This window comes from Mycobacterium kiyosense (assembly GCA_021654635.1).
Lineage (GTDB): Bacteria > Actinomycetota > Actinomycetes > Mycobacteriales > Mycobacteriaceae > Mycobacterium > Mycobacterium kiyosense.
In genome coordinates this window covers 5,747,119-5,768,981 of the sequence record AP025179.1, presented here as the reverse complement: position 1 = coordinate 5,768,981, position 21,863 = coordinate 5,747,119, and the positions used below count along the sequence as shown (strand labels likewise).

The window sequence follows — 21,863 nt, the reverse complement described above, 5'->3', positions numbered from 1 at the left end:
ATTGCGCTGTGCGCGTGGCGTTTTCCGGAAGCCGAGCCGGGCCGTCGGGCTGAACCCGGAGCCGGTGTCTACAGTCGCGTCGTGAGCGACTTCGTCAAGGGCCGGGCCGACGCACCCGACGGGTTCTTCGCGTGGGAGGCCGCCGGGTTGCGCTGGCTCGCCGACGTCGACGGCGGCGTGCCGTGTGCGCGGGTGGTGTCGGTGGGGCCGACCAGCCTGACGCTGCAACGACTTGAATCGGTGCGCCCGGGCATCGATACGGCGCGGGTGTTCGGCAACCGGTTGGCCGTCACCCACGACGCCGGAGCCGCGGCGTTCGGCGCCGGACCCGACGGCTGGGACGGGCCGGGGTTCTTCGGGCCGCTGTCGCAACCGTTGCCGATGTCGCTGCGACGACACCAGCGCTGGGGGCAGTTCTACGCCGACGAGCGGCTGGTCCCGATGACCGAGCTGGCCGGCTCGCGACTCGACGGAGCAACCCGCGACGCTGTCGAGAGCGTCGTAAAACGTTGTCGCGCAGGCGACTTCGACGACGACGACCGGCCGGCCCGGTTGCACGGGGATCTGTGGAGCGGCAATGTGATGTGGACACGCGACGGGGTGGTGCTCATCGATCCCGCCGCGCACGCCGGTCACCGCGAGACCGACCTGGCGATGCTGGCGTTGTTCGGCTGCCCGCACTACGAGGCGGTGATCGCCGGCTACCAGGAAGTGCGGTCGCTGCGGGCCGGGTGGCGGGAGCGGGCGGGGCTGCACCAGTTGTTCCCGCTGCTGGCGCACGTGGTGCTGTTCGGGACGGGGTACCTGGGTCAGACGCGTGCGGCGGCGCGTGCCGCGTTCGAATCCTGACGTCGTTGCCGGGGCCGGCCTGGCCCGCTTCCTCCTCACGCCGCTCCGCGGCGCGCATCGTCAGCGAGTTGTGTTGGATGGCCCGCTTCCTTCTCACGCCGCTCCGCGGCGCGCATCGTCAGCGAGTTGTGTTGGATGGCCCGCTTCCTTCTCACGCCGCTCCGCGGCGCGCATCGTCAGCGAGCTAAAGTCAAGGCGCGATGACGATCGACGTGTGGATGCAGCATCCAACCCAGCGGTTACTGCGCAGTGAACTCGGACTCGGAGAACAGTCTCGCCGAGACGTCGTGCACGGCAATGCCGAGCGGGTGTTCAAACTGCCGGCGCCGCCGCAAGACCCACGCGAAATGCACCCAGGAAAGGCGGACCGATGAACGGTGCCCAGGCGCTGATCAAGACCTTGGTCGACGGCGGGGTCGACGTGTGTTTCTCCAACCCGGGCACCTCGGAGATGCACTTCGTCGCCGCCCTGGACACAGTCGACCAAATGCGTGGCGTGCTAACCCTTTTCGAGGGTGTGGCCACCGGTGCCGCCGACGGCTATGCGCGCATCGCCGGTCGGCCCGCCGCGGTGCTGCTGCACCTGGGACCCGGACTGGGCAACGGTCTGGCCAACCTGCACAACGCGCGTCGCGCCCGGGTGCCCATGGTGGTGGTGGTCGGCGACCACGCCACCTACCACAAGAAGTACGACGCCCCACTGGAATCCGACATCGATTCGGTCGCCGGCACCGTCTCGGGCTGGGTGCGCCGCACCGCCACCGCTGCCGAAGTCGGCGCTGATGCCGCCGAAGCGATTGCCACCAGCCTCTCGAACTCGCATATCTCGACGTTGATTCTGCCCGCCGACACCTCGTGGTCCGAAGGCGGGCAACCGGTTACACCGGTGGCGGTGAGCGCGGCCGCGGCTCCCGCAGACGTGCGAGCAGTGGCCGAGGTGCTGCGCAGCGGCGAACCCACCACGATCCTGGTCGGGGGAGACGCCACCCGCGCCGCCGGCCTGGCCGCTGCAGCACGGATCGGCGCAGCAACCGGGGCCCGATTGTTGTGCGAGACATTCCCCACCCGGCTGGAGCGCGGCGCCGGGGTGCCCGCGATCGAACGACTCGGCTACTTCGCCGAAGCCGCCGCCGCGCAGTTGACCGGAAGCAAGCATCTGGTGCTGGCCGGTGCCAAGTCCCCGGTGTCGTTCTTCGCCTACCCCGACATGCCCAGCGATCTGGTGCCGGCTGGCTGCGAAGTCCATGCGCTCGCCGAATTCGGCGGTGCCGCAGCAGCTTTGACGGCATTGGCCGACGAAGTGGCGCCCGGCGTCTGCGCTCCGGTAGCGGCCGCATCGCGTCCGGCGCTGCCGTCGGGTGCGTTGACGGCGGCGTCGGCGGCCGACGTGGTCGGTGCGCTGCTGCCGGAACGGGCCATCGTCGTCGACGAGTCGAACACCTCGGGCCTGCTGCTCCCCGCGGCCACCGCCGGCGCGCCCGCCCATGACTGGCTCACCCTGACCGGCGGGGCGATCGGCTACGGCATCCCGACCGCGGTCGGCGCCGCCGTCGCCGCCCCCGACCGCCCGGTGCTGTGCCTGGAATCGGATGGCTCTGCCATGTATACGATTTCGGGATTGTGGACCCAGGCGCGAGAGAACCTCGACGTCACCACCGTGATCTACAACAACGGCAGGTACGACATCCTGCGACTGGAGCTACAACGCGTCGGCGCCGGGTCGGCCCCCGGCCCCAAGGCGCTGGACCTGCTCGACATATCCCGTCCCACAATGGATTTCGTGCATATCGCGCAAGGCATGGGGGTGCCGGCGCGGCGGGCCACGACGGCCGAGGAGCTGGCTGAGGCGCTGCGGGACGCCTTCGCCGAACCCGGTCCGCACCTGATCGACGCGGTGGTGCCGTCGCTGCTGGGGTAGCCGTGCTCAGCTGACCTGGCCGTGGTGGCCGGGGCTGCCGGCCGAGCCACCCGTGCCGTTGAGGTTGCCACCGCTTGTGCCGCCGTGGCCGCCGCTGCCGCCGCTGCCGCCGGTGCCGCCGGGCGAGCCGACGCCGTTACCGCCGTCGCCACCGTTGCCGCCCGTGCCGCCATTGCCCGCTTGGTCGTACTGCGAATCGCCGCCGTCGCCGCCGGTGCCACCGGTGCCGCCGTCGCCCCTCCCCGCCGGTGCCGCCCGCGCTGGGGTGGCCGCCGTGGCCGCCCTCGCCGCCATGTCCGCCGCTGCCACCGTTGCCGCCCCTATTCGCGTTCGACCCGTAACCACCCTTGCCACCGTCCCCTCCGGCGCCGCCGTTGCCCGCGTCGCCGCCATTGCCGGGCGCACCGCTGCCCGCACCGCCGTTGCCGCCATCTCCACCGTCACCGCCGGTGCCGCCGGGTGAGCCGGTGCCGCCGGTGCCGCTCGCGCCTTGGGTACCGGCGCCGCCCTGCCCGCCGTTGCCGCCGTCGCCACCGCTGCCGTTGGTGCCGCCCAGTGCCGCCGATCCGCCGCCGCCGCCGTTGCCTCCGCGGCCGCCCACATTGCCGTTGAGGCCGTTGCCGCCGCGACCGCCGTTGCCGCCGTCACCGCCGACTCCGGCGTTGCCGTCGGCGCCGCCGGTGTTGGCCACTCCGCCGTCGCCGGCGTCGCCGCCGAGGCCACCCCGGCCGCCGGCGCCCACGACGCCGCCAGACCCGTCGCCACCGGTGCCACCGGTGCCGCCGTTGCCGCCGTTGCCGCCGAGACCGCTGACGACACTGCCGTTTCCGCCGGAGTTCAGGCCGGCGATGCCGCCCGCGCCCCCGCGGCCACCGTCACCGCCCAGGCCGCCGGTCTGGCTCGCCGTGCCGTCACCGCCGCGACCGCCGTCGCCGCCGTTCCCGCCGGTGCCCGCGGCACCACCGAGAGCGGTCGCGCCGGCACCATTGCCGGCGAAGCCGCCTTGACCACCGTCGCCGCCGTTCCCGCCGTGCCCGCCAGGACCGCCGCCGACGATGTCCACCCCGGCGCCGTCACCCCCGTCGCCGCCGCGGCCACCGGCCCCGCCGTTGCCGTTGGCGCCCCCGACACCGGCCCGGCCGCCGTCGCCGCCGCGGCCACCGGTGCCGCCGCCCGCGCCGTCGTTGCCGGTACCGGTAGCGCCGTTGGATCCGGTGCCGCCGGCGCCCTGACCGCCGTCGCCGGCGGTACCGGCGAAGCCCTGCGCGCCGCCGACGTTCGCGTCACCGCCCGCGCCCGCGTCGCCGCCGATGCCACCCGTGCCGCCGCTCCCGGCGGGCCCCAGGACCCGGCTCCGCCGGTGCCGCCGGTACCGCCGGTGCCACCGTTACCGCCGTTGGCACTGGTGACGCTGCTGACGCCATCGGTGTTGAGACCGCCTCTGCCGCCCTGGCCTCCTTCGCCGCCGCTGCCGCCGAAGCCGCCCTCGAAGTAGGCATCTCCGGTTCCGCCCCGCGCGCCGTCGCCGCCGTTGCCGCCCAGCCCGCCGGCCCCGCCGCTGCCGCTCGCGCCGCTGCCGGTACCCGCGTTGCCGCCGTCGCCGCCGGCCCCGCCATTGCCGCCGTACCCGCCGTCGCTTCCGGAGGTGGCGACGCCGTTGGCGCCGACTTTGCCGTCGCCGCCGTTGCCGCCTCGCCCGCCCGCGCCCCCGTCGCCGTTGGTGCCGCCGACACCGGCGTTGCCACCGCCACCGCCCTGGCCGCCGCTGCCGCCGTAGAAGCCGTTCTGGCCGAGATTGGGACCGTCGTTGCCGTTTCCGCCGGACCCGCCGGTGCCGCCGTCGCCGCCGGTGCCGGCGTTACCGACGGTACCGGCGAGGTTGGGGAGGCCGCCCGCGCCTGCGTCGCCGCCCTGTCCGCCGTTGCCGCCGGAGCCCGCGTTGGTGGCGGTGCCGGCGCCACCCGTACCGCCGTCGCCGCCGCGGCCGCCGTCGCCGCCGGTGCCACTCGCGACGCTGGTGGCACCGCCGGCTACGGGAGTGTTGATGCCGCCGGCGCCGCCCTGGCCGCCGCGGCCGCCGTTGCCACCGTCGCCACCGACTTGGTTGATGCCACCGTCACCACCCCGGCCACCAGCGCCGCCGTCGCCGCCGGTACCCGCTGCGCCACCGCTGGCGACCCCGCCAGTGCCCGATCCAGCGATTCCGCCGGCCCCGCCGTCGCCGCCGTCGCCGCCCTGGCCGCCGGTCCCGCTGAAGCCGTTGGCGGCCGCTTTACCGGCACCGCCGTCACCGCCGTTACCGCCGTTGCCGCCGGCGCCGTTGATACCGCCCGCGCCGGCATAGCCGCCGTTGCCGCCGAGACCGCCTTCACCACCCTGATAACCCGCTTGGCCCGGAGCAGTGCCTGCGGCACCGATGCCACCGTTGCCGCCGTCTCCGCCTCTGCCACCGTTGCCGGCGCTGCCTTCGGTCCCGCCGATGTTGGCCAGACCGCCGGCGCCGGCGTCCCCGCCGAACCCGCCGGTGCCGCCCATTCCTGCGGTGTCGACCGTGCCGGTACCCCCGGTACCGCCAGCTCCGCCGCGGCCGCCGTCACCGCCGGTTCCGCTGGCGGCGCTGCTGCTGGCAGCGGTGTCGAGGCCGCCCTGACCGCCACGGCCACCCTGGCCGCCGTGACCGCCCTGGCCGCCGCTTTGGTTGAGGCCGCCGTCGGCGCCGCGGCCGCCGTCGCCGCCGTTGCCGCCGGTACCGGCCGCACCGCCGCTGGCGGCCGCGCCCACTCCGGAGCCGGCGTTGCCGCCGTCGCCGCCTTGCCCGCCGTCGGCGCCCTGCCCGCCGGTGTCGCCGAACCCGTTGGCCGCAGCCTTGCCCGCACCACCGTTTCCGCCGTGCCCGCCCGCACCGCCGGCTCCGTTGGTGCCACCGGCGGCCGCGGCGCCGCCGTCGCCGCCCCGACCTCCGTCGCCGCCCTGGTAGCCGTTCTGACCGGCACCCCCGGCGGCGCTGCCGACTCCACCGTCTCCGCCGTTGCCTCCGGCGCCGCCGGTGCCGGCGTTTCCTTCGACGCCACCGGTATTGGCCACACCGCCGGTACCGGCCTCGCCGCCCGCCCCGCCGGCGCCGCCCATGCCGGCGGTGCCGACCGAGCCATTGCCGCCGGTGCCGCCGTTCCCGCCGAGTCCGCCGTTGCCACCGGTTCCGCTGACGGCGCTGCCGGCAGAGCCGGTGTCCAGGCCGCCGATGCCACCCTGACCACCGCGACCGCCCTGACCGCCGTCGCCGCCGCCCCGGTTGAGGCTGCCGTCGCCACCGCGGCCGCCCGCGCCTCCGTCGCCACCGGTACCGGCGGCGCCGCCGCCGGCCACGGCGCCGGCCCCGTCGCCCGCTTTGCCGCCATTGCCGCCGTTGCCGCCGTCACCGCCGAGTCCGCCGGTGCCACCGAAACCGTTGGCGGCCGCCTTCCCGGCACCGCCGTTGCCGCCGTGGCCGCCGGCACCACCCGCGCCGTTGGTGCCGCCTTCACCCGCCGAACCGCCGTCGCCGCCCACGCCGCCGTCACCACCGGTGAAGCCGCCCTGACCGACGCCGATCCCCACCGCACCGGCGCCACCGTCGCCGCCGGCTCCGCCACTGCCGCCGGTGCCGGCCTTCCCGACGGCGCCGCCCGAGCCGCCAGATCCGGCGTTACCGCCCGCGCCCGCGTCGCCGCCGCCACCGCCGGCGCCGCCGTCACCGCCCGAGGTCAAGCCGGCCGCACCAGTGCCGCCCTGGCCGCCGCCCCCGCCTGAGCCCCCGGTGCCGCCGGTGCCGTTGGTTCCGCCCAGGAACGTGTCGCCGCCTGCGCCACCCTGGCCGCCCGCGCCGCCACGGAACCCGGTCTGCCCCGTCGCGCCCGAGCCTGCGGCCGCGTTGGCACCCTTGCTGCCCGCGCCGCCCTTGCCGCCGTCGCCACCATGGCCTCCGGTGCCCGCGTTGCCCGAGGTGCCGCCGCTGCCGCCGGTCCCGGCCGCCCCGCCGGCACCTGCGGCACCGCCCTGGCCGCCGTCTCCGCCGGCGCCCCCGTCGGAGCCGCCGACGGTGCCAGAGCCGCCGTTGCCTCCCACGCCGCCGAGGCCACCGGCCCCGCCGCGGCCGCCGGAACCATTGACCCCGCCCGCGCCGGAATCACCGCCCGCACCGCCGGCGCCACCTACGCCGCCGGCGAAGCCCGTGCCGCCGGCCGCGCCTGTCCCCGCTGCTGCAGCACCACCGTTGCTGCCGGCGCCTCCTGCGCCACCGTCGCCACCCAGACCGCCCATACCGGCAGCACCCACCGAGCCTGCGGCGCTGAACAACTGACCGGAACCGCCCGCGCCGCCCTGACCGGCGTGTCCGCCGGTTCCCCGGTTCCACCGGCCCCGCCGATACCGCCGAGACCGGCCACGCTGCCGTCGCCGCCGTGACCCCCAGACCGCCGACGCCGCCGGAACCGCCCAGGCCACCGTGTCCACCCGCCCCGAAGAACACAGCGCCCTGGCCGCCGGCGCCCCATTGCCACCGGCACCGCCGCCCCCGCCGCTGTTCCCGACCGCGGTGCCGGTGCTGCCCGCCGCGCCGGCCCCACCGGCTCCACCATTGCCGCCGGCCCCGCCACCGGCGAACAGTCCGCCGCCGCCCCCATGACCGCCGGTGCCGCCGGCGCCGGCGCTGCCGCCGGCCGACGCGTCGGTGCCCGCCCCGCCGTCACCACCCGCACCGCCGGTACCCCACAGCAGCTCGGCGCGACCGCCCGCGCCGCCGGTACCGCCCCCGAACCCGCCGGTTCCGCCGGTTCCGCCGCCGCCCCAGAGCCAGCCGCCGCTGCCGCCCGCTCCACCGGTACCGCCACCGGTGCCGCCCACACCGCCGGCGCCGCCCACACCGAACAGCAGCCCGGCCGCGCCGCCGGCGCCTCCGGTTGCGCCGCCCGCGCCGCCGGTGCCTCCGGTTCCGCCGTTGCCCCACAATCCCGCTGCGCCCCCGGCGCCGCCGGCCTGCCCGGCGGTTCCGGCCGCGCCGTTGCCGCCGTTGCCGTAAAGAATCCCGCCCGCACCGCCGGCGCCGCCCGGCGTGGTGGCGTTCGCGCCGTTGCCGATCAACGGTCGTCCCAACAGGGTTTGGGTCGGTGCGTTGATGACGTCCAACAGGGCCTGTTCGGCGTTGAGTGCCTCAGCCGTGGCGTAAGCGCCGGAGCCGGCGTTGAGCGTGGCGACGAACTGGCTGTGATAGGCAGCCACCTGGTCGCTGATCGCCCGATACTCCTGGCCGTAGGAGCCGAACAGCGCTGCGATGCGCGTGGACACCTCGTCAGCGGCGGCGGTCAGGATGTGTGTCGTGGACGCTGCGGCCGCCGAGTTGGCCGCTTCGATCGTGGAGCCGACTCTGGCCACTTCGCCGGCCGTCGCCGCCACAAAGTCGGGTGAAATCGAGACGAATGACATGGCAACATTTCCCGTCGCTCGAAGTGCGGGCCAGCAACACTCGATGGCGACGCAGCTATTTATGCGGGGATAGTATTACGCAGCTGCCGAATGGATGATGAAGTTCGGAAGATTTTATTTTGCAATGTATTTCGAGTGAATATTTGCGGGTTCAGATTCTAGAGTGCTGTTCTAGAACGCCAAATCAAATTTGAATCAGAAAACATTTTCGTGAGGTCCAACAAATGGTGGATAAACCACTCCACCAATTGGTCGAGCACAGCTACGCCCGACTCGAACTTCGGTGCCTCGGCGGCCAGGGCGACACCGAGGCGCGTCGAGCCGGCGGGCACCATGCCGAACTGGCGGACCAGGTAGTCGTCGCCGCTGACGCCGGGGCCCCAGCCGCTCTTCGCGGCGAAGCCGGCACCGGACAACCCCCAACGATGCTCGGGAACAAGCAGATTCACCGATCGGCGCCAGGTGTCCGGTGGAGCTGGCGGCGACCCGTGCCTGCCGGGCCAGCGGCCAGTTGGTCTGACCGAACGCGGTGAAGCCGGGCCGGATTCGCGCGCAATCGGACGCACCAGCGACCACGCAACCCCGAACGGGGCTGTCGACGCCGCTGAAAGGGGTTCTCGAGGACCGCGATTCGACTCGCCTACCGGCGAATCTCGAACACCGGTTCGCCGCAGTCCACGCCCTCTGCCGACAGCTGTCGCTTGAGGACTTTGAAGGTCACCGTCCCGGGCAGCCCCGTACTGACCCGCACGTACGACGGCCACTGCTTGGGACCGAGGTCGGACTGCTCGGCCAGGAACGCGCGAAACTCGTCGGCGTCGAAACCGGTACCGGGCGCCAGCACCACAGCGGCCATCACCCGGTCGCCGACCACCGGGTCGGGCACCGGATACACCGCGACCTCGGTCACCGCGGGATGGCGCAGCAGCACTGCCTCGATGGGAGCGGTGCCCAAATTCTCGCCGTCGACTCGCATCCAGTCGCCTAGTCGCCCAGCGAAATACACGTAGTTGTCTTCGTCGCGGTAGGCCAGGTCGCCGCTGTGGTACACGCCGCCGCGCATCCGCTCGGCCTCGGCGGCCGCGTCGTTGTAGTAGCCCTCGAAGCCGCCGGCGCCGGCGGTGTTCACCAGTTCGCCGACCACACCCGGCGGGCAGGGCTGTCCGGTTTCGGGATGCAGGATCGCCACCCCGTCGGGCAGCGGCCCCAGCGACCCCGGCGGAGTGCCGGGTAGCCGGGCGATGGCCACCCCCCAACTCGGTGGAACCGAAGCCGTCCTGCACCCGGCAACCGAAGCGGCGGGCGAAGCGCTCGATGTCGCGGGGAACGCCCTCGTTGCCGTAGACCGCGCGCAGCGGATTGTCGGCGTCGTCGGGCTGCTCGGGGGGTGGCCAGCACATAGGACAACGGCTTGCCCACGTAGTTGGCGTAGGTGGCGCCGTAGCGGCGCACGTCTGGCAGAAAACCCGACGCAGAGAACTTGCGCCGCAACGCCATCGAGCCCCGGCAGGCCGCCGCGACCGCCCAGCCCACCAGCACGGCGTTGGAATGGAACAACGGCATCGACACATAGCAGACGTCGTCGGCATCCAGGCCGAATCGCATTGCCATGCCCAGGCCGGCGCTGGCCACCTTGCGGTGGGTGATCTTCACCGCTTTAGGTTCACCACTGGTGCCCGACGTGAAAATCAGCATGAATAGATCTGCCGCAGAAGCGGATTGGAACCGAAACTCGGCGTCCCGGTAGGCGGCCACCTCCTCGGCCCACTCCGCCGAATCCACGTCGATGTATTCGGTATCACCCAGCGCGGCAGCCGAATTCGCATCGGCCAGCACCAGTTGGCAGTCGGCGTGCCGGATGTCGCGGATCAGTGCCGCGCCGCGGCGCACCGCGTTCAGGCCCACCGGGACGATGCCGGACAGCCCGGCGGCAACCAGCGCCGCCGAGAACGACGGCGTGTTCTCCAACAGCACCCCGACATGCGGCGGCCGCGCGGGATCGAACCGGGCACGCAACGCAGCCGCCAGGGCAGCGCCGTCCCGCAGGTGCTCCCGCCAACTGGTGAAGGTGTCCTCGAAATAGACGCCGCGGTCCTCGATTTCGGCCAGCGGCACCAGCAGGTCGGTGACGGTGGGCTCGGTCAACGCGCGCGACCGGGTTAAGCCGGGGTCTCGGCTAGCTCGCGTCCGATCCGGCGCAGCTGACCAGTGGCGCCGCCCAGCGCGAACTCGATTTCCTTGGCCGCCAAGAAGTATCGGTGCACCGGATGGTCGGTGTCGACGCCGACGCCGCCGTGGACATGCACGATGCTGTGTGCCACCCGGTGCCCGGCATCGGCGGCCCAGAACGCCGCGGACGCCACGTCGACCTCGGCCGGAATGTCCTCGGACACTTTCCAGGCGGCCTGGGTCAGCGTCAACCGCAGGCCCTTGACGTCGATGTAACCGTCGGCCAGTCGCTGACCCACCGCCTGGAAGCTGCCGATCGGGCGGTCGAACTGCTCCCGGGTGCGCGCATATTCGGCCGTCATCTGCAGGCCGCGCTCGAGCACGCCGAGCTGGTAGGCGCTGCGACCCAACGCGGAGATCAGCCGCAGCCACGCCACCGTCACCGCGTCACCTACCTTGCGGGCCACCGGCACTTCGGTGCCGTCCAGCGCCAGATGCCCGACGCTGCCCAGACCCGTGGTGCGCAGCGGCGTCACCGTCACCCCTGGGTCATCGGCGGCGACGAGGAATACCACTGTGCCGGAATCGGTTTCGGCGGGAACCAGGAAAGCGTCGGCGACCGGGCCGTAGCTCACCTGCGTGCGGGTCCCGGTGAGTCGGTAACCGTCACCAGAGCTCACCGCCCGCACCGGCCCTTCGCCCATCTCACCGTCCAGCGCGACCGTCAGCACCTTCTCGCCGCTCACCGCGGCACGGCCCCAATCCTGTTGCAGCTCTTCAGAACCGAACCGGGCCAGCGCACCGGAGCCCAACACCACCGACTCCAGATACGGCACCGCCGCCAACTGGTGACCCAACGCCACCAGAATGGCGACCTGCTCGAGCACCCCGAAACCATCGCCACCCACCTGGGTGGCGGCCGCGCTGGTCAGGATGTCGCTGTCGACCAGCTTGCGCCACAGGTCCCGGTCGAAGCGCTGGTCCAGCTTGTCGAGCTCACGCTGGTGCTCGGCGGTGCACACCGAGTTCACGATGCTGTCGACCAGGCCGCCGAGGTCCTGGGCCGCTTCGGTCGTCGAGAAATCCATGGGGGGACCGTCCTTTGGAGAGGAAAAAGAGGGGAATCAGCGGTTGGCTCGCGGCAGGCCGAGCGCAACCATGCCGATGATGTCGCGCTGGACCTCGTTGGTGCCGCCGCCGAAGGTCAGGATCAGACACGCCCGGTGCATCCGCTCGACCCGGCCGCGCAGCAGTGCACCGGGGGAGTCCTGGCGCAGCGTGGCCGCCGTGCCGAGCACCTCCATCAGCAGCCGGTAGGCCTCGGTGGCCAGCTCGGTGCCGAACACCTTGGCCGCGGACGCATCCGCCGGGTTCAGGGCTTCACTGGATGCCGAGGCCAGCTCCCAGTTGATCAGCTTGAGCACCTCGGCCTTGGCGTGCACCCGGGCCAGGTTGAGCTGCACCCACTCCGAGTCGATCAACCGGGCGCCGCCGTCGTCCTTGGTGTTCTGCGCCCACTCCCGAACCTCGCGCAGCGCCAGGAAGATCGGCTGCGGCGACACCAGGGCGACCCGCTCGTGGTTGAGCTGGTTGGTCACCAGCTTCCAGCCGCCGTTCTCCTCGCCGATCAGGTTTGTCACCGGGACCCGCACGTCCGAGTAATAGGTGGCGCTGGTGTCCACACCGGCCATGGTGTGCACCGGCGTCCACGAGAAACCTTCGGCGGTGGTGGGCACCACCAACATCGAGATGCCGCGGTGCTTCTTGGCTTCGGGGTTGGTGCGCACCGCCAGCCACACCCAGTCGGCGTAGGCGATCAGACTGGTCCACATCTTCTGGCCGTTGATCACGTAGTCGTCGCCGTCGCGCACCGCAGTGGTACGCAGGTTCGCCAGGTCGGTGCCGGCCTCGGGCTCGGAGTAGCCGATGGAGAAGTGCAGCTCGCCGGCGGCGATCTTGGGCAGGAAGAACTTCTTCTGCTCCTCGGTGCCGAACGCCATGATGGTCGGCGCCACACTGTTGATGGTCAAAAACGGCACCGGCACACCGGCGACGGCCGCCTCGTCGGTGAAGATCAGCGAGTCCATCGGGGAGCGGTCCTGGCCGCCGTACTCCTTGGGCCAGTTCAGGGTGAGCCAGCCGTCCTTGCCCATCTGGGCCACCGTGTCCCGGTATGCGGTGCCGGTTCCCACCTCGCCCTGCGTCGAGGTCAGCGCCTCCCGACGTTCCGGGGTCATCAGCGCGGTGAAGTACGAACGCAGCTCGCGACGCAGCTCCTCCTGTTCAGGGGTGTAACTGATCTGCATTCCCGCCGCCTCCGATCGAGCGATCGTCCGTCTGAGGGCAGGCACCTGACACGCGCGGCGGCCACCCATTCGTCACCCCGGTTGTAACACGTTCTAGTCTGGGAATCCAGCGACCGTTTGTTCAGGCGGGCGTGCGTTCTATGGTGGTGCTGCATACTGATTTGCCGACGAAAGAGGCGTGTTCCCCAACTTCCAGCCCAAGTTCAAGGAGGATGCCGTGCGAGTGAAAGTAGACCGTGACCGTTGCGAAGGTAATGCCGTTTGCGTGGGAATAGCGCCGGATATCTTCGACCTGGACGACGAGGACTACGCCGTGGTCAAGACGGATCCGATTCCGGCCGACCAGGAGGATCTGGCTGAGCAGTCGATCGCCGAATGCCCCCGCGCCGCCCTGCTAAGAGAAGACTGACACCGAAACTAGAGGTATTCATAAATTGACTGCACCCACTGACCCCGCTGCTCCGGCCGGCGAGGCGAGCGCAACCGATCTGTCCGGCAAGGTCGCCGTGGTGACCGGCGCCGCGGCGGGCCTGGGCCGCGCCGAGGCGATCGGCCTGGCCCGACTCGGCGCGACCGTCGTCGTCAACGACATCGCCCCGGCGCTGGAGTCCTCCGACGTGCTCGACGAGATCAAGGCGGCCGGTTCCAAGGGTGTGGCGGTGGCCGGCGACATCAGCGCGCGGTCCACCGCCGACGACCTGCTCACCGCGGCCGACGGCCTGGGTGGCCTGAACATCGTGGTGAACAACGCCGGCATCACCCGCGACCGGATGTTGTTCAACATGACCGACGAGGACTGGGACCAGGTGATCGCCGTGCACCTGCGCGGCCACTTCCTGCTCACCCGCAACGCCGCAACCTATTGGCGCGCCAAGGCGAAAGACACCAAGGAGGGCCGGGTCTTCGGCCGCATCATCAACACCTCCTCGGAGGCCGGCCTGGTCGGACCGGTGGGGCAGGCCAACTACGGGGCCGCCAAGGCCGGCATCATCTCGCTCACCCTGACCGCCGCGCGCGGGCTGGGACGGTACGGGGTGTGCGCCAACGCGATCGCGCCGCGCGCCCGCACCGCGATGACCGCCGACGTGTTCGGCGCCGCCCCCGAAGACGCTGAGGTGGACCCGCTGTCTCCCGAGCACGTGGTCACCCTGGTCGGATTCCTGGCGTCACCGGCGGCCGCGGAGGTCAACGGTCAGGTGTTCATCGTGTACGGCCCGCGCGTCACACTGGTCGCCGCGCCGACGGTGGAGCAGCGCTTCGACGCCGGCGCGGCGGCCTGGGATCCCGCCCAGCTGAGCACCACATTGCAGGGCTACTTCGCCGGCCGGGACCCGGAAGTGACCTTCGCCGCCACCCATTTGATGGACTGACCGGATCGCCCTTATTGCGCGTCTGTGGAGGAGAAGTACCAGCTAGACATTATTGCCGCAAAAATATCGGGGTTCATCGACACCCCGAACATGTTCTAGTTACTATGAGCGCGCTCACACCAAGCAACGAGTCATCCAACGGTGTGTTCCGGTCACGAAAACTACGCCGCGAGCCGCAGATTGGGGGACCCGGTTGTTGCAGCGACTTGCCGTACCGGCCCGTGCGGTCGGTGGATTTTTCGAGATGTCGATCGAGACAGCGCGTGCCGCCTTTCGGCGGCCGTTTCAGTTCCAGGAGTTCATGGAGCAGACCTGGATGGTCGCGCGGGTCTCGCTGGTGCCGACGCTGTTGGTGTCCATCCCGTTCACCGTGCTCGTCGCCTTCACCCTGAACATCCTGTTGCGCGAGATCGGCGCGGCCGACCTGTCCGGTGCGGGCACGGCTTTCGGCACCATCACCCAGCTCGGGCCGATCGTGACCGTGCTGGTGGTGGCCGGCGCCGGCGCCACCGCGATCTGCGCGGACCTGGGCGCGCGCACCATCCGTGAGGAAATCGACGCGATGCGGGTGCTCGGCATCGACCCCATTCAGCGGCTGGTGGTGCCCCGGGTGCTGGCCTCCACACTGGTCGCCCTGCTGCTCAACGGCCTGGTGTGCATCATCGGGCTGTCCGGGGGCTACGCGTTCTCGGTCTTCCTACAGGGCGTGAACCCGGGCGCCTTCATCAACGGCCTGACCGTGCTGACCGGTCTGCGCGAGCTGATCCTCGCCGAAGTCAAGGCGCTCCTGTTCGGGGTGATGGCGGGACTGGTCGGGTGCTACCGCGGGCTCACCGTCAAGGGCGGCCCCAAGGGGGTCGGCAACGCGGTCAACGAAACCGTCGTCTACGCATTCATCTGCTTGTTCGTCATCAACGTGGTCATGACGGCCATCGGCGTCAGAATCTCGGCCAAGTAGGGATGACCGTAACGATGGGCGACGCAGCGGCGATGGTGTTGATGCGATGAGCTACGACTCCACCCTCCGCTTCAAGCGCTTCTTCTCAAGGTTCGCCGAACCGGTCGACAACTTCGGCGAGCAGGCGCTGTTCTACGGGGATACCTTGCGCTTCGTCCCCAGCGCCATCACCCGGTATCGCAAGGAAACGATCAGGCTGATCGCCGAGATGACGCTGGGCGCCGGCGCGCTGGTGATGATCGGCGGCACGGTCGGGGTGGCGGCGTTCCTGACCCTGGCCTCCGGCGGCGTCATCGCGGTGCAGGGTTATTCGTCGCTGGGCAATATCGGCATCGAGGCGCTCACCGGGTTCCTGTCCGCCTTCCTCAACGTCCGCGTCGTCGCGCCGGTGATCGCCGGCATCGCGCTGGCGGCCACCATCGGCGCCGGCGCCACCGCCCAGCTCGGCGCGATGCGGGTATCCGAGGAGATCGACGCCGTCGAATGCATGGCGGTGCACTCGGTGACGTATCTGGTGTCGACCCGGTTGGTCGCGGGGTTGGTCGCGATCGTTCCGCTGTATTCGCTGTCGGTGCTCGCCGCGTTCTTCGCCGCCCGGTTCACCACGGTGTTCGTCAACGGCCAGTCCGCGGGCCTCTATGACCACTACTTCAACACCTTCCTGATCCCGTCCGATCTGCTGTGGTCGTTCCTGCAGGCCATCGCGATGGCGATCGCGGTGATGCTGGTGCACACCTACTACGGCTACAACGCCAGCGGCGGGTCGGTCGGGGTGGGCGTCGCCGTCGGCCAGGCGGTGCGCACTTCGCTGATCGTGGTCGTGGTCATCACCCTGTTCATCTCGCTCGCCGTCTACGGCGCGACCGGCAACTTCAACCTTTCGGGCTGAGGCGATGTCAGATACGCAATCACGTAAGACCGCGGGCCGGGTGGCCGCGGCGGTGCTCGCGGGGCTGCTGGTGGCCTCGGCCGTGCTGACCTACCTGTCCTACACCGCGTACTTCACCCCGGTGGAAACCGTCACCGTCTCGTCGCAGCGCGCCGGCCTGGTGATGGAGCAGGGCGCCAAGGTCAAGTTCCGCGGCATCCAGGTCGGCAAGGTCGAGGACATCTCCTATAGCGGCGACCAGGCCCGGTTGAAGCTGGCCATCTACAGCGGTGATCTGCACTGGATTCCGTCGAACGCGACCGTGCATATCGCCGGCAACACCATCTTCGGCGCCAAGTCGGTGGAGTTCATTGCTCCTAAGGACCCGGCCGCCACCTCGCTGCGGCCGGGCGCACAGGTGCAGGCATCGGCGGTGCAGCTGGAAGTCAACACGCTGTTCCAGTCGCTGATCAACCTGCTGCACAAGGTCGACCCGGTGGAACTGAACGGAACGCTGAGCGCCTTGTCCGAGGGTCTGCGCGGCCACGGCGACGACCTCGGGTCGCTGCTGACGGGCCTCAATACCCTTACCCGCCAAGCGAATCCAAAACTTTCTACGCTGCAGGAGGATTTCCGCAAGGCCAGCATCGTGACGAACGTCTACGGTGACGCGGCACCGGACCTCAACACACTGTTCGACAACCTGCCGACGATCAACCGCACGGTCGTGGATCAGCAGCACAACCTCAACACCACGCTGCTGGCCGCAATCGGCTTGGCCAACAACGGCTATGAGACGCTGGCCCCGGCCGAGCAGAACCTGATCGACACCGTCAACCGGTTGCGCGCCCCGCTGAAGGTGGCCGCGGACTACTCACCGGAGTTCGGCTGCCTGCTGGCCGGTATCGACCGTGGCGTCAAGGAATTCGCCCCGCTGCTCGGCGTGCGCAAGGCCGGCCTGTTCACCTCGTCGAGTTTCGTCATCGGCTCGCCTGCCTACACCTATCCGGAGAGCTTGCCGCTGGTCAACGCCTCCGGTGGGCCGAATTGTCGTGGCCTGCCCGACATTCCGACCAAGCAGACCGGCGGCTCGTTCTACCGGGCGCCGTTCCTGGTCACCGACAACGCGTTGATTCCCTACGAGCCGTTCACCGAGTTCCAGTTCGACGCGCCCTCGACGCTGCAGTTCCTCTTCCACGGCGCCCTCGCGGAACGGGACGACTTCTGATGGCCGCCGGGTCAGTTCCGTCGCACCGCTCGATGGTGATCAAGGTGAGCATCTTCACCGTGGTCATGCTGTTGGTGAGTGCGGCGCTGGTGGTGGTGTTCGGCGACTTCCGATTCGGTTCGGAGCGTACGTATCACGCCACCTTCCTGGACGCGTCCCGGCTCAAGGGCGGCCAGAAGGTCCGGATCGCGGGCGTGCCCGTCGGTGCGGTCTCCGGGGTCAAGCTGAACCCGGACAACACCGTGGACGTCGAGTTCGGCGTCGACGAGCGCTACACCCTGTACTCGTCCACCCGCGCGGTGGTCCGTTACGAGAACCTGGTCGGTGACCGGTTTTTTGGAGATCACCTCCGGGCCCGGCGAGCTGCGCAAACTGCCGCCCGGCGGCACCATCAACTCCTCGCACACCCAGCCGGCCCTGGACCTCGACGCCCTGCTGGGTGGGCTCAAGCCGGTGCTCAAGGGGCTGGACGCGGACAAGGTGAACGCGATCAGCGGTGCCCTGATCGAACTGCTGCAGGGCCAGGGCGGGGCGTTGTCCAATCTGCTCGCCGACACCAGTTCCTTCTCCTCGGCGCTGGGCAGGCGGGACCAGCTCATCGGCGACGTGATCACCAACCTCAACACCGTGCTGGGGACCGTCGATGCACGCAGCGCTCAGTTCTCCACCAGCGTCGACCAACTGCAGCAGCTGATCGAAGGGCTGGCCAAAAACCGTGATCCAATCGCCGGCGCCATCCCGCCGCTGGCCTCGACCACGACGAATCTGGCTGAGCTGCTTCGTAATTCGCGTCGGCCGCTGCAGGGTGTGCTGGAGAACGCCCGGCCGCTGGCCACCGAGTTGGACACCCGCAAAGCCGAGATCAACAACGACGTGGAGCAACTGGGCGAGGACTACCTGCGGCTGGCCGCGCTCGGCACCTACGGATCGTTCTTCAACATCTACTTCTGCTCGGTCACCATCAAAATCAACGGGCCGGCCGGCTCGGACATCCGCTTGGGACTCGGTGGCCAGGTCGACTCCAGCAAGGGGAGGTGTGCCTTTGCCAAGCAGTAAACAGCCGGCCAGCAAGCGCGACCAGGATCCACTGCGCACCGGCATCATCGGCCTTGCGGTGGTCACCTTCGTCGTGCTCATCGCCTTCGGTTACGCCAGCCTGCCGTTCTGGCCGCAGGGCAACAGCTACACCGCCTACTTCAGCGACGCCGGCGGCATCACGCCGGGCAACAACGTCACGGTGTCGGGCGTGAAGGTGGGCAAGGTGTCGGACGTGGCCCTGGCCGGAGACAGCGCCAAGGTCACGTTCAGCGTCGATCGCCACGTGGTGGTCGGCGACCAGTCGCTGGCGGCGATCCGCACCGACACCATCCTCGGTGAGCGCTCCATCTCGGTGAGCCCGGGCGGCTCCGGGCATGCCACCACGATCCCGCTGAGCCGGACCACCACGCCGTACACGCTGGCCGGCGCGCTGGAGGATCTCGGCCAGAACGCCAACAACCTGAACAAGCCGCAGTTCGAGCACGCACTGAAGGTGCTCACCGACACGCTGCACGACGCGACCCCGGGTCTGCGCGGCGCGCTGGACGGCGTCACCACGCTGTCGCGCACCCTGAACAGCCGCGACGAGGCGCTGCAGGGCCTGCTGGCGCACGCCAAGTCGGTGACGGCGGTGCTGTCCGACCGGGCCGGGCAGGTCCGCAAACTGGTGGACGACGGCGATGCGTTGTTCGCCGCTCTCGACGAGCGCCGCGCCGCACTGAGTTCGCTGATCTCCGGCATCCAGGGCGTCTCCGCGCAGCTCTCCGGTTTCGTCAACGACAACCGCCGGGAGTTCGGCCCGGCCCTGACCAAGATCAACCAGGTGCTGGCCAATCTCAACGAACGCCGGGACTACATCACCGAGGCGCTCAAGCGGCTGCCCACCTACGCCACCACCCTGGGCGAGGTGGTGGGTTCGGGTCCCGGATTCAACGTCAACGTCTTCGGTGCGATCCCGGCCCCGCTGGTGGCGACCATGTTCGACGTGGTCTTCCAGCCCGGCAAGCTGCCCGACAGCCTGGCCGACTACCTGCGCGGAATGATCCAGGAACGCTGGACGATCAGGCCGAAGTCACCATGACCGGCCCCAGACGACTCGGCAGCAAGGGGCTGCGGACCATCACCATCGTCGCGCTGGTCGCGGCGCTGGTGGGCGGTGCCTACGTGCTGTTCTCCGCCGGCGGCGGCGGCCGCAAGGTGACCGCGTACTTCACCTCCGCCGTCGGGCTCTACCCGGGCGACCAGGTTCGTGTGCTGGGTGTGCCGGTGGGCAAGATCGAATCGATCGAGCCGCAGGACAAACGCGTGGTGATCGTCATGAAGGTGTCCGACGACGTCAAGATCCCCAGGGACGCCAAGGCCGTGATCATCTCGCCGAACCTGGTGGCGGCGAGGTTCATTCAGCTCACGCCGGCCTACACCGGGGGCGCGGTGCTACCGGAGGGTGCCGTCATCGACCTGACCCGCACCGGCGTGCCGGTGGAATGGGACGAGGTCAAGGAAGCGCTGACCCAGCTGTCGGTGTCGCTCAGCCCGGCCGCGGGCGAAATGCAGGGTCCGCTGGGCGCGGCGATCAACCAGGCCGCCAACACCCTGGACGGCAACGGCCAGTCGTTCCACAGCGCACTCACCGAGCTCGCGCAAGTGGCTGGGCGCCTTGGGGATTCGCGTAGCGACATTTTCAGCACGGTCAAGAATCTGCAGGTTCTCGTCGACGCGCTGTCCCAGAGCAACGAGCAGATCGTGCAGTTCGCCGGCCATGTGGCGTCGGTGTCGCAGGTGCTGGCGGACAGCTCGCGCGACCTCGACCAGACGCTGGGCACCCTGAACCAGGCGCTGTCCGACGTGCGGGGTTTTCTGCAGGAGAACAACTCGAACCTGATCGAAACTGTCAACCAACTCAAGGACTTCACCCAGACCCTGAGCGATCAGAGCGACAACATCGAGCAGGTGCTGCACGTCGCGGGGCCCGGCATCTCGAACTTCTACAACATCTACGACCCGGCGCAGGGCACCCTGAACGGTCTGCTGTCGCTGCCCAACTTCCTGAACCCGGTGCAATTCATCTGCGGCGGATCCTTCGACACCGCGGGCGGGCCGTCGGCGCCCGACTACTACCGGCGCGCCGAGATCTGCCGCGAGCGGCTGGGGCCGGTGCTGCGCCGGCTCACCGTGAACTATCCGCCGATCATGTTCCACCCGATCAACACGATCACCGCCTACAAGGGCCAGATCATCTACGACACGCCCGCCACCCAGGCCAAGGCGGAGACGCCGGTTCCGGAGCTGACCTGGATTCCTGCGCCCGGTTCGGGACGACCGGCGCCCAGCAACGTCACCGACCTGCAGAGCCTGTTGAACCCGCCGGCGGCTCCGGCCCCGGCCGCGGGCTCGCCACCGGGCTTCGGTCCCGCCCCGGGCCCTGCCGCAGCGCCCGGTCCCGGCCCCGCCGCAGCTCCCGGTCCCGCCGCGCCTGCCGCAGCCCCGGGCCACTCCGGGACCCGCCCCCGGCCCGTTGCCGGCCGAACAAGGGGCGGCCGATGAGGCGAATCTTGTTGCGCGGCAGCGTGTTGCTGGTCGGCTGCACGTTGCTGGCCGGCTGCTCGTTCGGCGGCTTGAACTCGTTGTCCATGCCCGGAACCGCGGGCCACGGCAGCGGGGCCTATTCGGTGACCGTGGAACTGCCCGACATCTCCACCCTGCCGCAGAACTCGCCGGTGTTCGTCGACGACGTCACCGTGGGCAGCGTCGCCGGTGTCGCGGCCGAGCAGCGCGCCGACGGATCTTTCTATGCGGCAGTCAAATTGGCGCTGGACAAAAACGTGGTGCTGCCCGCCAACGCAGTCGCCAGAGTTGCCCAGACCTCGCTGCTGGGTTCGCTGCACATCGAATTGGCCGCGCCCACCGACAAGCCCGCGCAGGGCCGGCTGGGCAACGGGGCGCGGATCCCCGAGGCCAACACCGGCCGCTTCCCGACTACCGAGGAGGTCTTCTCGGCGCTGGGCGTGGTGGTGAACAAAGGCAATGTCGGTGCGCTGGAAGAGATCACCGACGAGACGTATCAGGCCGTCGCCGGCCGCCAAGGCCAGTTCGTCGACCTGGTGCCCCGGCTGGCCGAGCTGACCGCCGGCCTCAACCGCCAGGTCAACGACATCATCGGCGCGATGGAGGGGCTGGACCGGTTCTCGTCGATCCTGGCGCGCGACAAGGACAACCTGGGTCGCACGCTGGACACGCTGCCCGAAGCGATCCGCGTGCTCAACAAGAACCGTGACCACATCGTGGAGGCGTTCAGCTCGCTGCGGCGACTGGCCAACGTCGCCTCCAACGTGCTGTCCAAGACCAAGTCGGACTTCGCCGCCGACGTCAAAGATCTGTACTCGGCGATCAAGGCGCTCAACGACAATCGCAAGAACTTCGTCACGTCGCTGCAGATCATGCTGACGTTCCCGTTCCCCAACTTCGGCATCAAGCAGGCGGTGCGCGGTGACTACCTCAACGTGTTCACCACGTTCGACCTGACCCTGCGCCGGATCGGGGAGACGTTCTTCACCACCAGCTACGCGCTGGACCCGAACATGATGCACATGGACGAAGTGCTCAACGCGCCGAACTTCCTGATGGGTGAGCTGGCCAACCTGTCCGGACAAGCGGCCGACCCGTTCAAGATCCCGCCCGGCACGGCGTCACAGTAGAGGC

At 70.2% G+C, this 21,863-nt stretch carries 14 protein-coding genes and 2 pseudogenes; 11 read left to right on the top strand and 5 right to left on the bottom strand.

The annotated features are described in order from the left end of the window. Positions 1–81: 81 nt before the first annotated feature. Positions 82–849 (top strand): fructosamine kinase family protein, encoded by a 768-nt coding sequence (locus L6444_RS27115; protein WP_236978342.1) that lies wholly within the window; start codon positions 82–84, stop codon positions 847–849. Between the two features lie 370 nt (positions 850–1,219). Beyond that, the gene (locus L6444_RS27110) at positions 1,220–2,767 is read left to right on the top strand and encodes an acetolactate synthase large subunit (RefSeq protein WP_236978341.1); all 1,548 of its coding nucleotides are present in this window, start codon (positions 1,220–1,222) and stop codon (positions 2,765–2,767) included. A gap of 837 nt (positions 2,768–3,604) precedes the next feature. Here the strand turns inward: L6444_RS27110 and L6444_RS27105 are convergent. The 5 genes and pseudogenes from L6444_RS27105 to L6444_RS27080 all read right to left on the bottom strand — a co-directional run bounded on the left by L6444_RS27105 (position 3,605) and on the right by L6444_RS27080 (position 12,702). Then, on the bottom strand, positions 3,605–8,227 hold the full coding sequence (locus L6444_RS27105; RefSeq protein ID WP_459561263.1) for a PE family protein: 4,623 nt from the start codon (positions 8,225–8,227) through the stop codon (positions 3,605–3,607). Positions 8,228–8,385: 158 nt separating this feature from the next. After that, on the bottom strand, positions 8,386–8,643 hold the full coding sequence (locus tag L6444_RS27100; protein ID WP_236978340.1) for a hypothetical protein: 258 nt from the start codon (positions 8,641–8,643) through the stop codon (positions 8,386–8,388). Between the two features lie 224 nt (positions 8,644–8,867). Next, positions 8,868–10,372, bottom strand: a pseudogene (gene fadD17, locus L6444_RS27090) (long-chain-fatty-acid--CoA ligase FadD17). Positions 10,373–10,386: 14 nt separating this feature from the next. Then, positions 10,387–11,484 (bottom strand): acyl-CoA dehydrogenase family protein, encoded by a 1,098-nt coding sequence (locus L6444_RS27085; protein WP_236978338.1) that lies wholly within the window; start codon positions 11,482–11,484, stop codon positions 10,387–10,389. A gap of 36 nt (positions 11,485–11,520) precedes the next feature. Then, positions 11,521–12,702 (bottom strand): acyl-CoA dehydrogenase, encoded by a 1,182-nt coding sequence (locus L6444_RS27080; RefSeq protein ID WP_236978336.1) that lies wholly within the window; start codon positions 12,700–12,702, stop codon positions 11,521–11,523. A gap of 217 nt (positions 12,703–12,919) precedes the next feature. Between L6444_RS27080 and L6444_RS27075 the strand changes: the two genes are divergently transcribed. The 9 genes and pseudogenes from L6444_RS27075 to L6444_RS27035 all read left to right on the top strand — a co-directional run bounded on the left by L6444_RS27075 (position 12,920) and on the right by L6444_RS27035 (position 21,859). Further along, positions 12,920–13,111 carry a ferredoxin gene (locus L6444_RS27075; protein ID WP_180919227.1) on the top strand — a complete coding sequence of 64 codons (192 nt, stop codon included), beginning with the start codon at positions 12,920–12,922 and terminating at the stop codon, positions 13,109–13,111. A gap of 25 nt (positions 13,112–13,136) precedes the next feature. Further along, positions 13,137–14,072, top strand: coding sequence for a 3-oxoacyl-ACP reductase (locus L6444_RS27070; protein WP_236978334.1), 936 nt, complete (start codon positions 13,137–13,139; stop codon positions 14,070–14,072). A gap of 193 nt (positions 14,073–14,265) precedes the next feature. Continuing rightward, entirely contained in the window at positions 14,266–15,030 is a 765-nt protein-coding gene (locus tag L6444_RS27065) for an MlaE family ABC transporter permease (RefSeq protein ID WP_236978333.1), read from the top strand. Between the two features lie 46 nt (positions 15,031–15,076). Continuing rightward, positions 15,077–15,919: an ABC transporter permease gene (locus L6444_RS27060; protein WP_236978332.1), complete on the top strand. Its 843-nt coding sequence runs from the start codon at positions 15,077–15,079 to the stop codon at positions 15,917–15,919. A gap of 4 nt (positions 15,920–15,923) precedes the next feature. Next, positions 15,924–17,126 (top strand): MCE family protein, encoded by a 1,203-nt coding sequence (locus L6444_RS27055; RefSeq protein ID WP_236978328.1) that lies wholly within the window; start codon positions 15,924–15,926, stop codon positions 17,124–17,126. Continuing rightward, positions 17,126–18,182: pseudogene (locus tag L6444_RS27050) on the top strand (MCE family protein). The gene L6444_RS27055 and the pseudogene L6444_RS27050 overlap by 1 nt, the downstream one beginning before the upstream one ends. After that, entirely contained in the window at positions 18,169–19,245 is a 1,077-nt protein-coding gene (locus L6444_RS27045) for a virulence factor Mce family protein (RefSeq protein WP_236978326.1), read from the top strand. Before L6444_RS27050 ends, L6444_RS27045 begins: the two are co-directional and overlap by 14 nt. After that, positions 19,242–20,708 (top strand): virulence factor Mce family protein, encoded by a 1,467-nt coding sequence (locus L6444_RS27040; protein ID WP_236978324.1) that lies wholly within the window; start codon positions 19,242–19,244, stop codon positions 20,706–20,708. Before L6444_RS27045 ends, L6444_RS27040 begins: the two co-directional genes overlap by 4 nt. Further along, a complete protein-coding gene (locus L6444_RS27035; RefSeq protein WP_236978322.1) occupies positions 20,705–21,859 on the top strand; it encodes an MCE family protein in 1,155 nt (384 codons plus the stop codon). Before L6444_RS27040 ends, L6444_RS27035 begins: the two co-directional genes overlap by 4 nt. The last annotated feature ends 4 nt before the right edge of the window (positions 21,860–21,863 follow it).

Excerpts from the sequence above, each read along its gene's own strand:
- L6444_RS27055 (WP_236978328.1), top strand. The coding sequence starts at position 15,924 with ATGTCAGATACGCAATCACGTAAGACCGCGGGCCGGGTGGCCGCGGCG.
- L6444_RS27060 (WP_236978332.1), top strand. The coding sequence starts at position 15,077 with ATGAGCTACGACTCCACCCTCCGCTTCAAGCGCTTCTTCTCAAGGTTC.
- L6444_RS27105 (WP_459561263.1), bottom strand. The coding sequence starts at position 8,227 with ATGTCATTCGTCTCGATTTCACCCGACTTTGTGGCGGCGACGGCCGGC.
- L6444_RS27035 (WP_236978322.1), top strand. The coding sequence starts at position 20,705 with ATGAGGCGAATCTTGTTGCGCGGCAGCGTGTTGCTGGTCGGCTGCACG.
- L6444_RS27085 (WP_236978338.1), bottom strand. The coding sequence starts at position 11,484 with ATGGATTTCTCGACGACCGAAGCGGCCCAGGACCTCGGCGGCCTGGTC.
- L6444_RS27110 (WP_236978341.1), top strand. The coding sequence starts at position 1,220 with ATGAACGGTGCCCAGGCGCTGATCAAGACCTTGGTCGACGGCGGGGTC.
- L6444_RS27080 (WP_236978336.1), bottom strand. The coding sequence starts at position 12,702 with ATGCAGATCAGTTACACCCCTGAACAGGAGGAGCTGCGTCGCGAGCTG.
- L6444_RS27040 (WP_236978324.1), top strand. The coding sequence starts at position 19,242 with ATGACCGGCCCCAGACGACTCGGCAGCAAGGGGCTGCGGACCATCACC.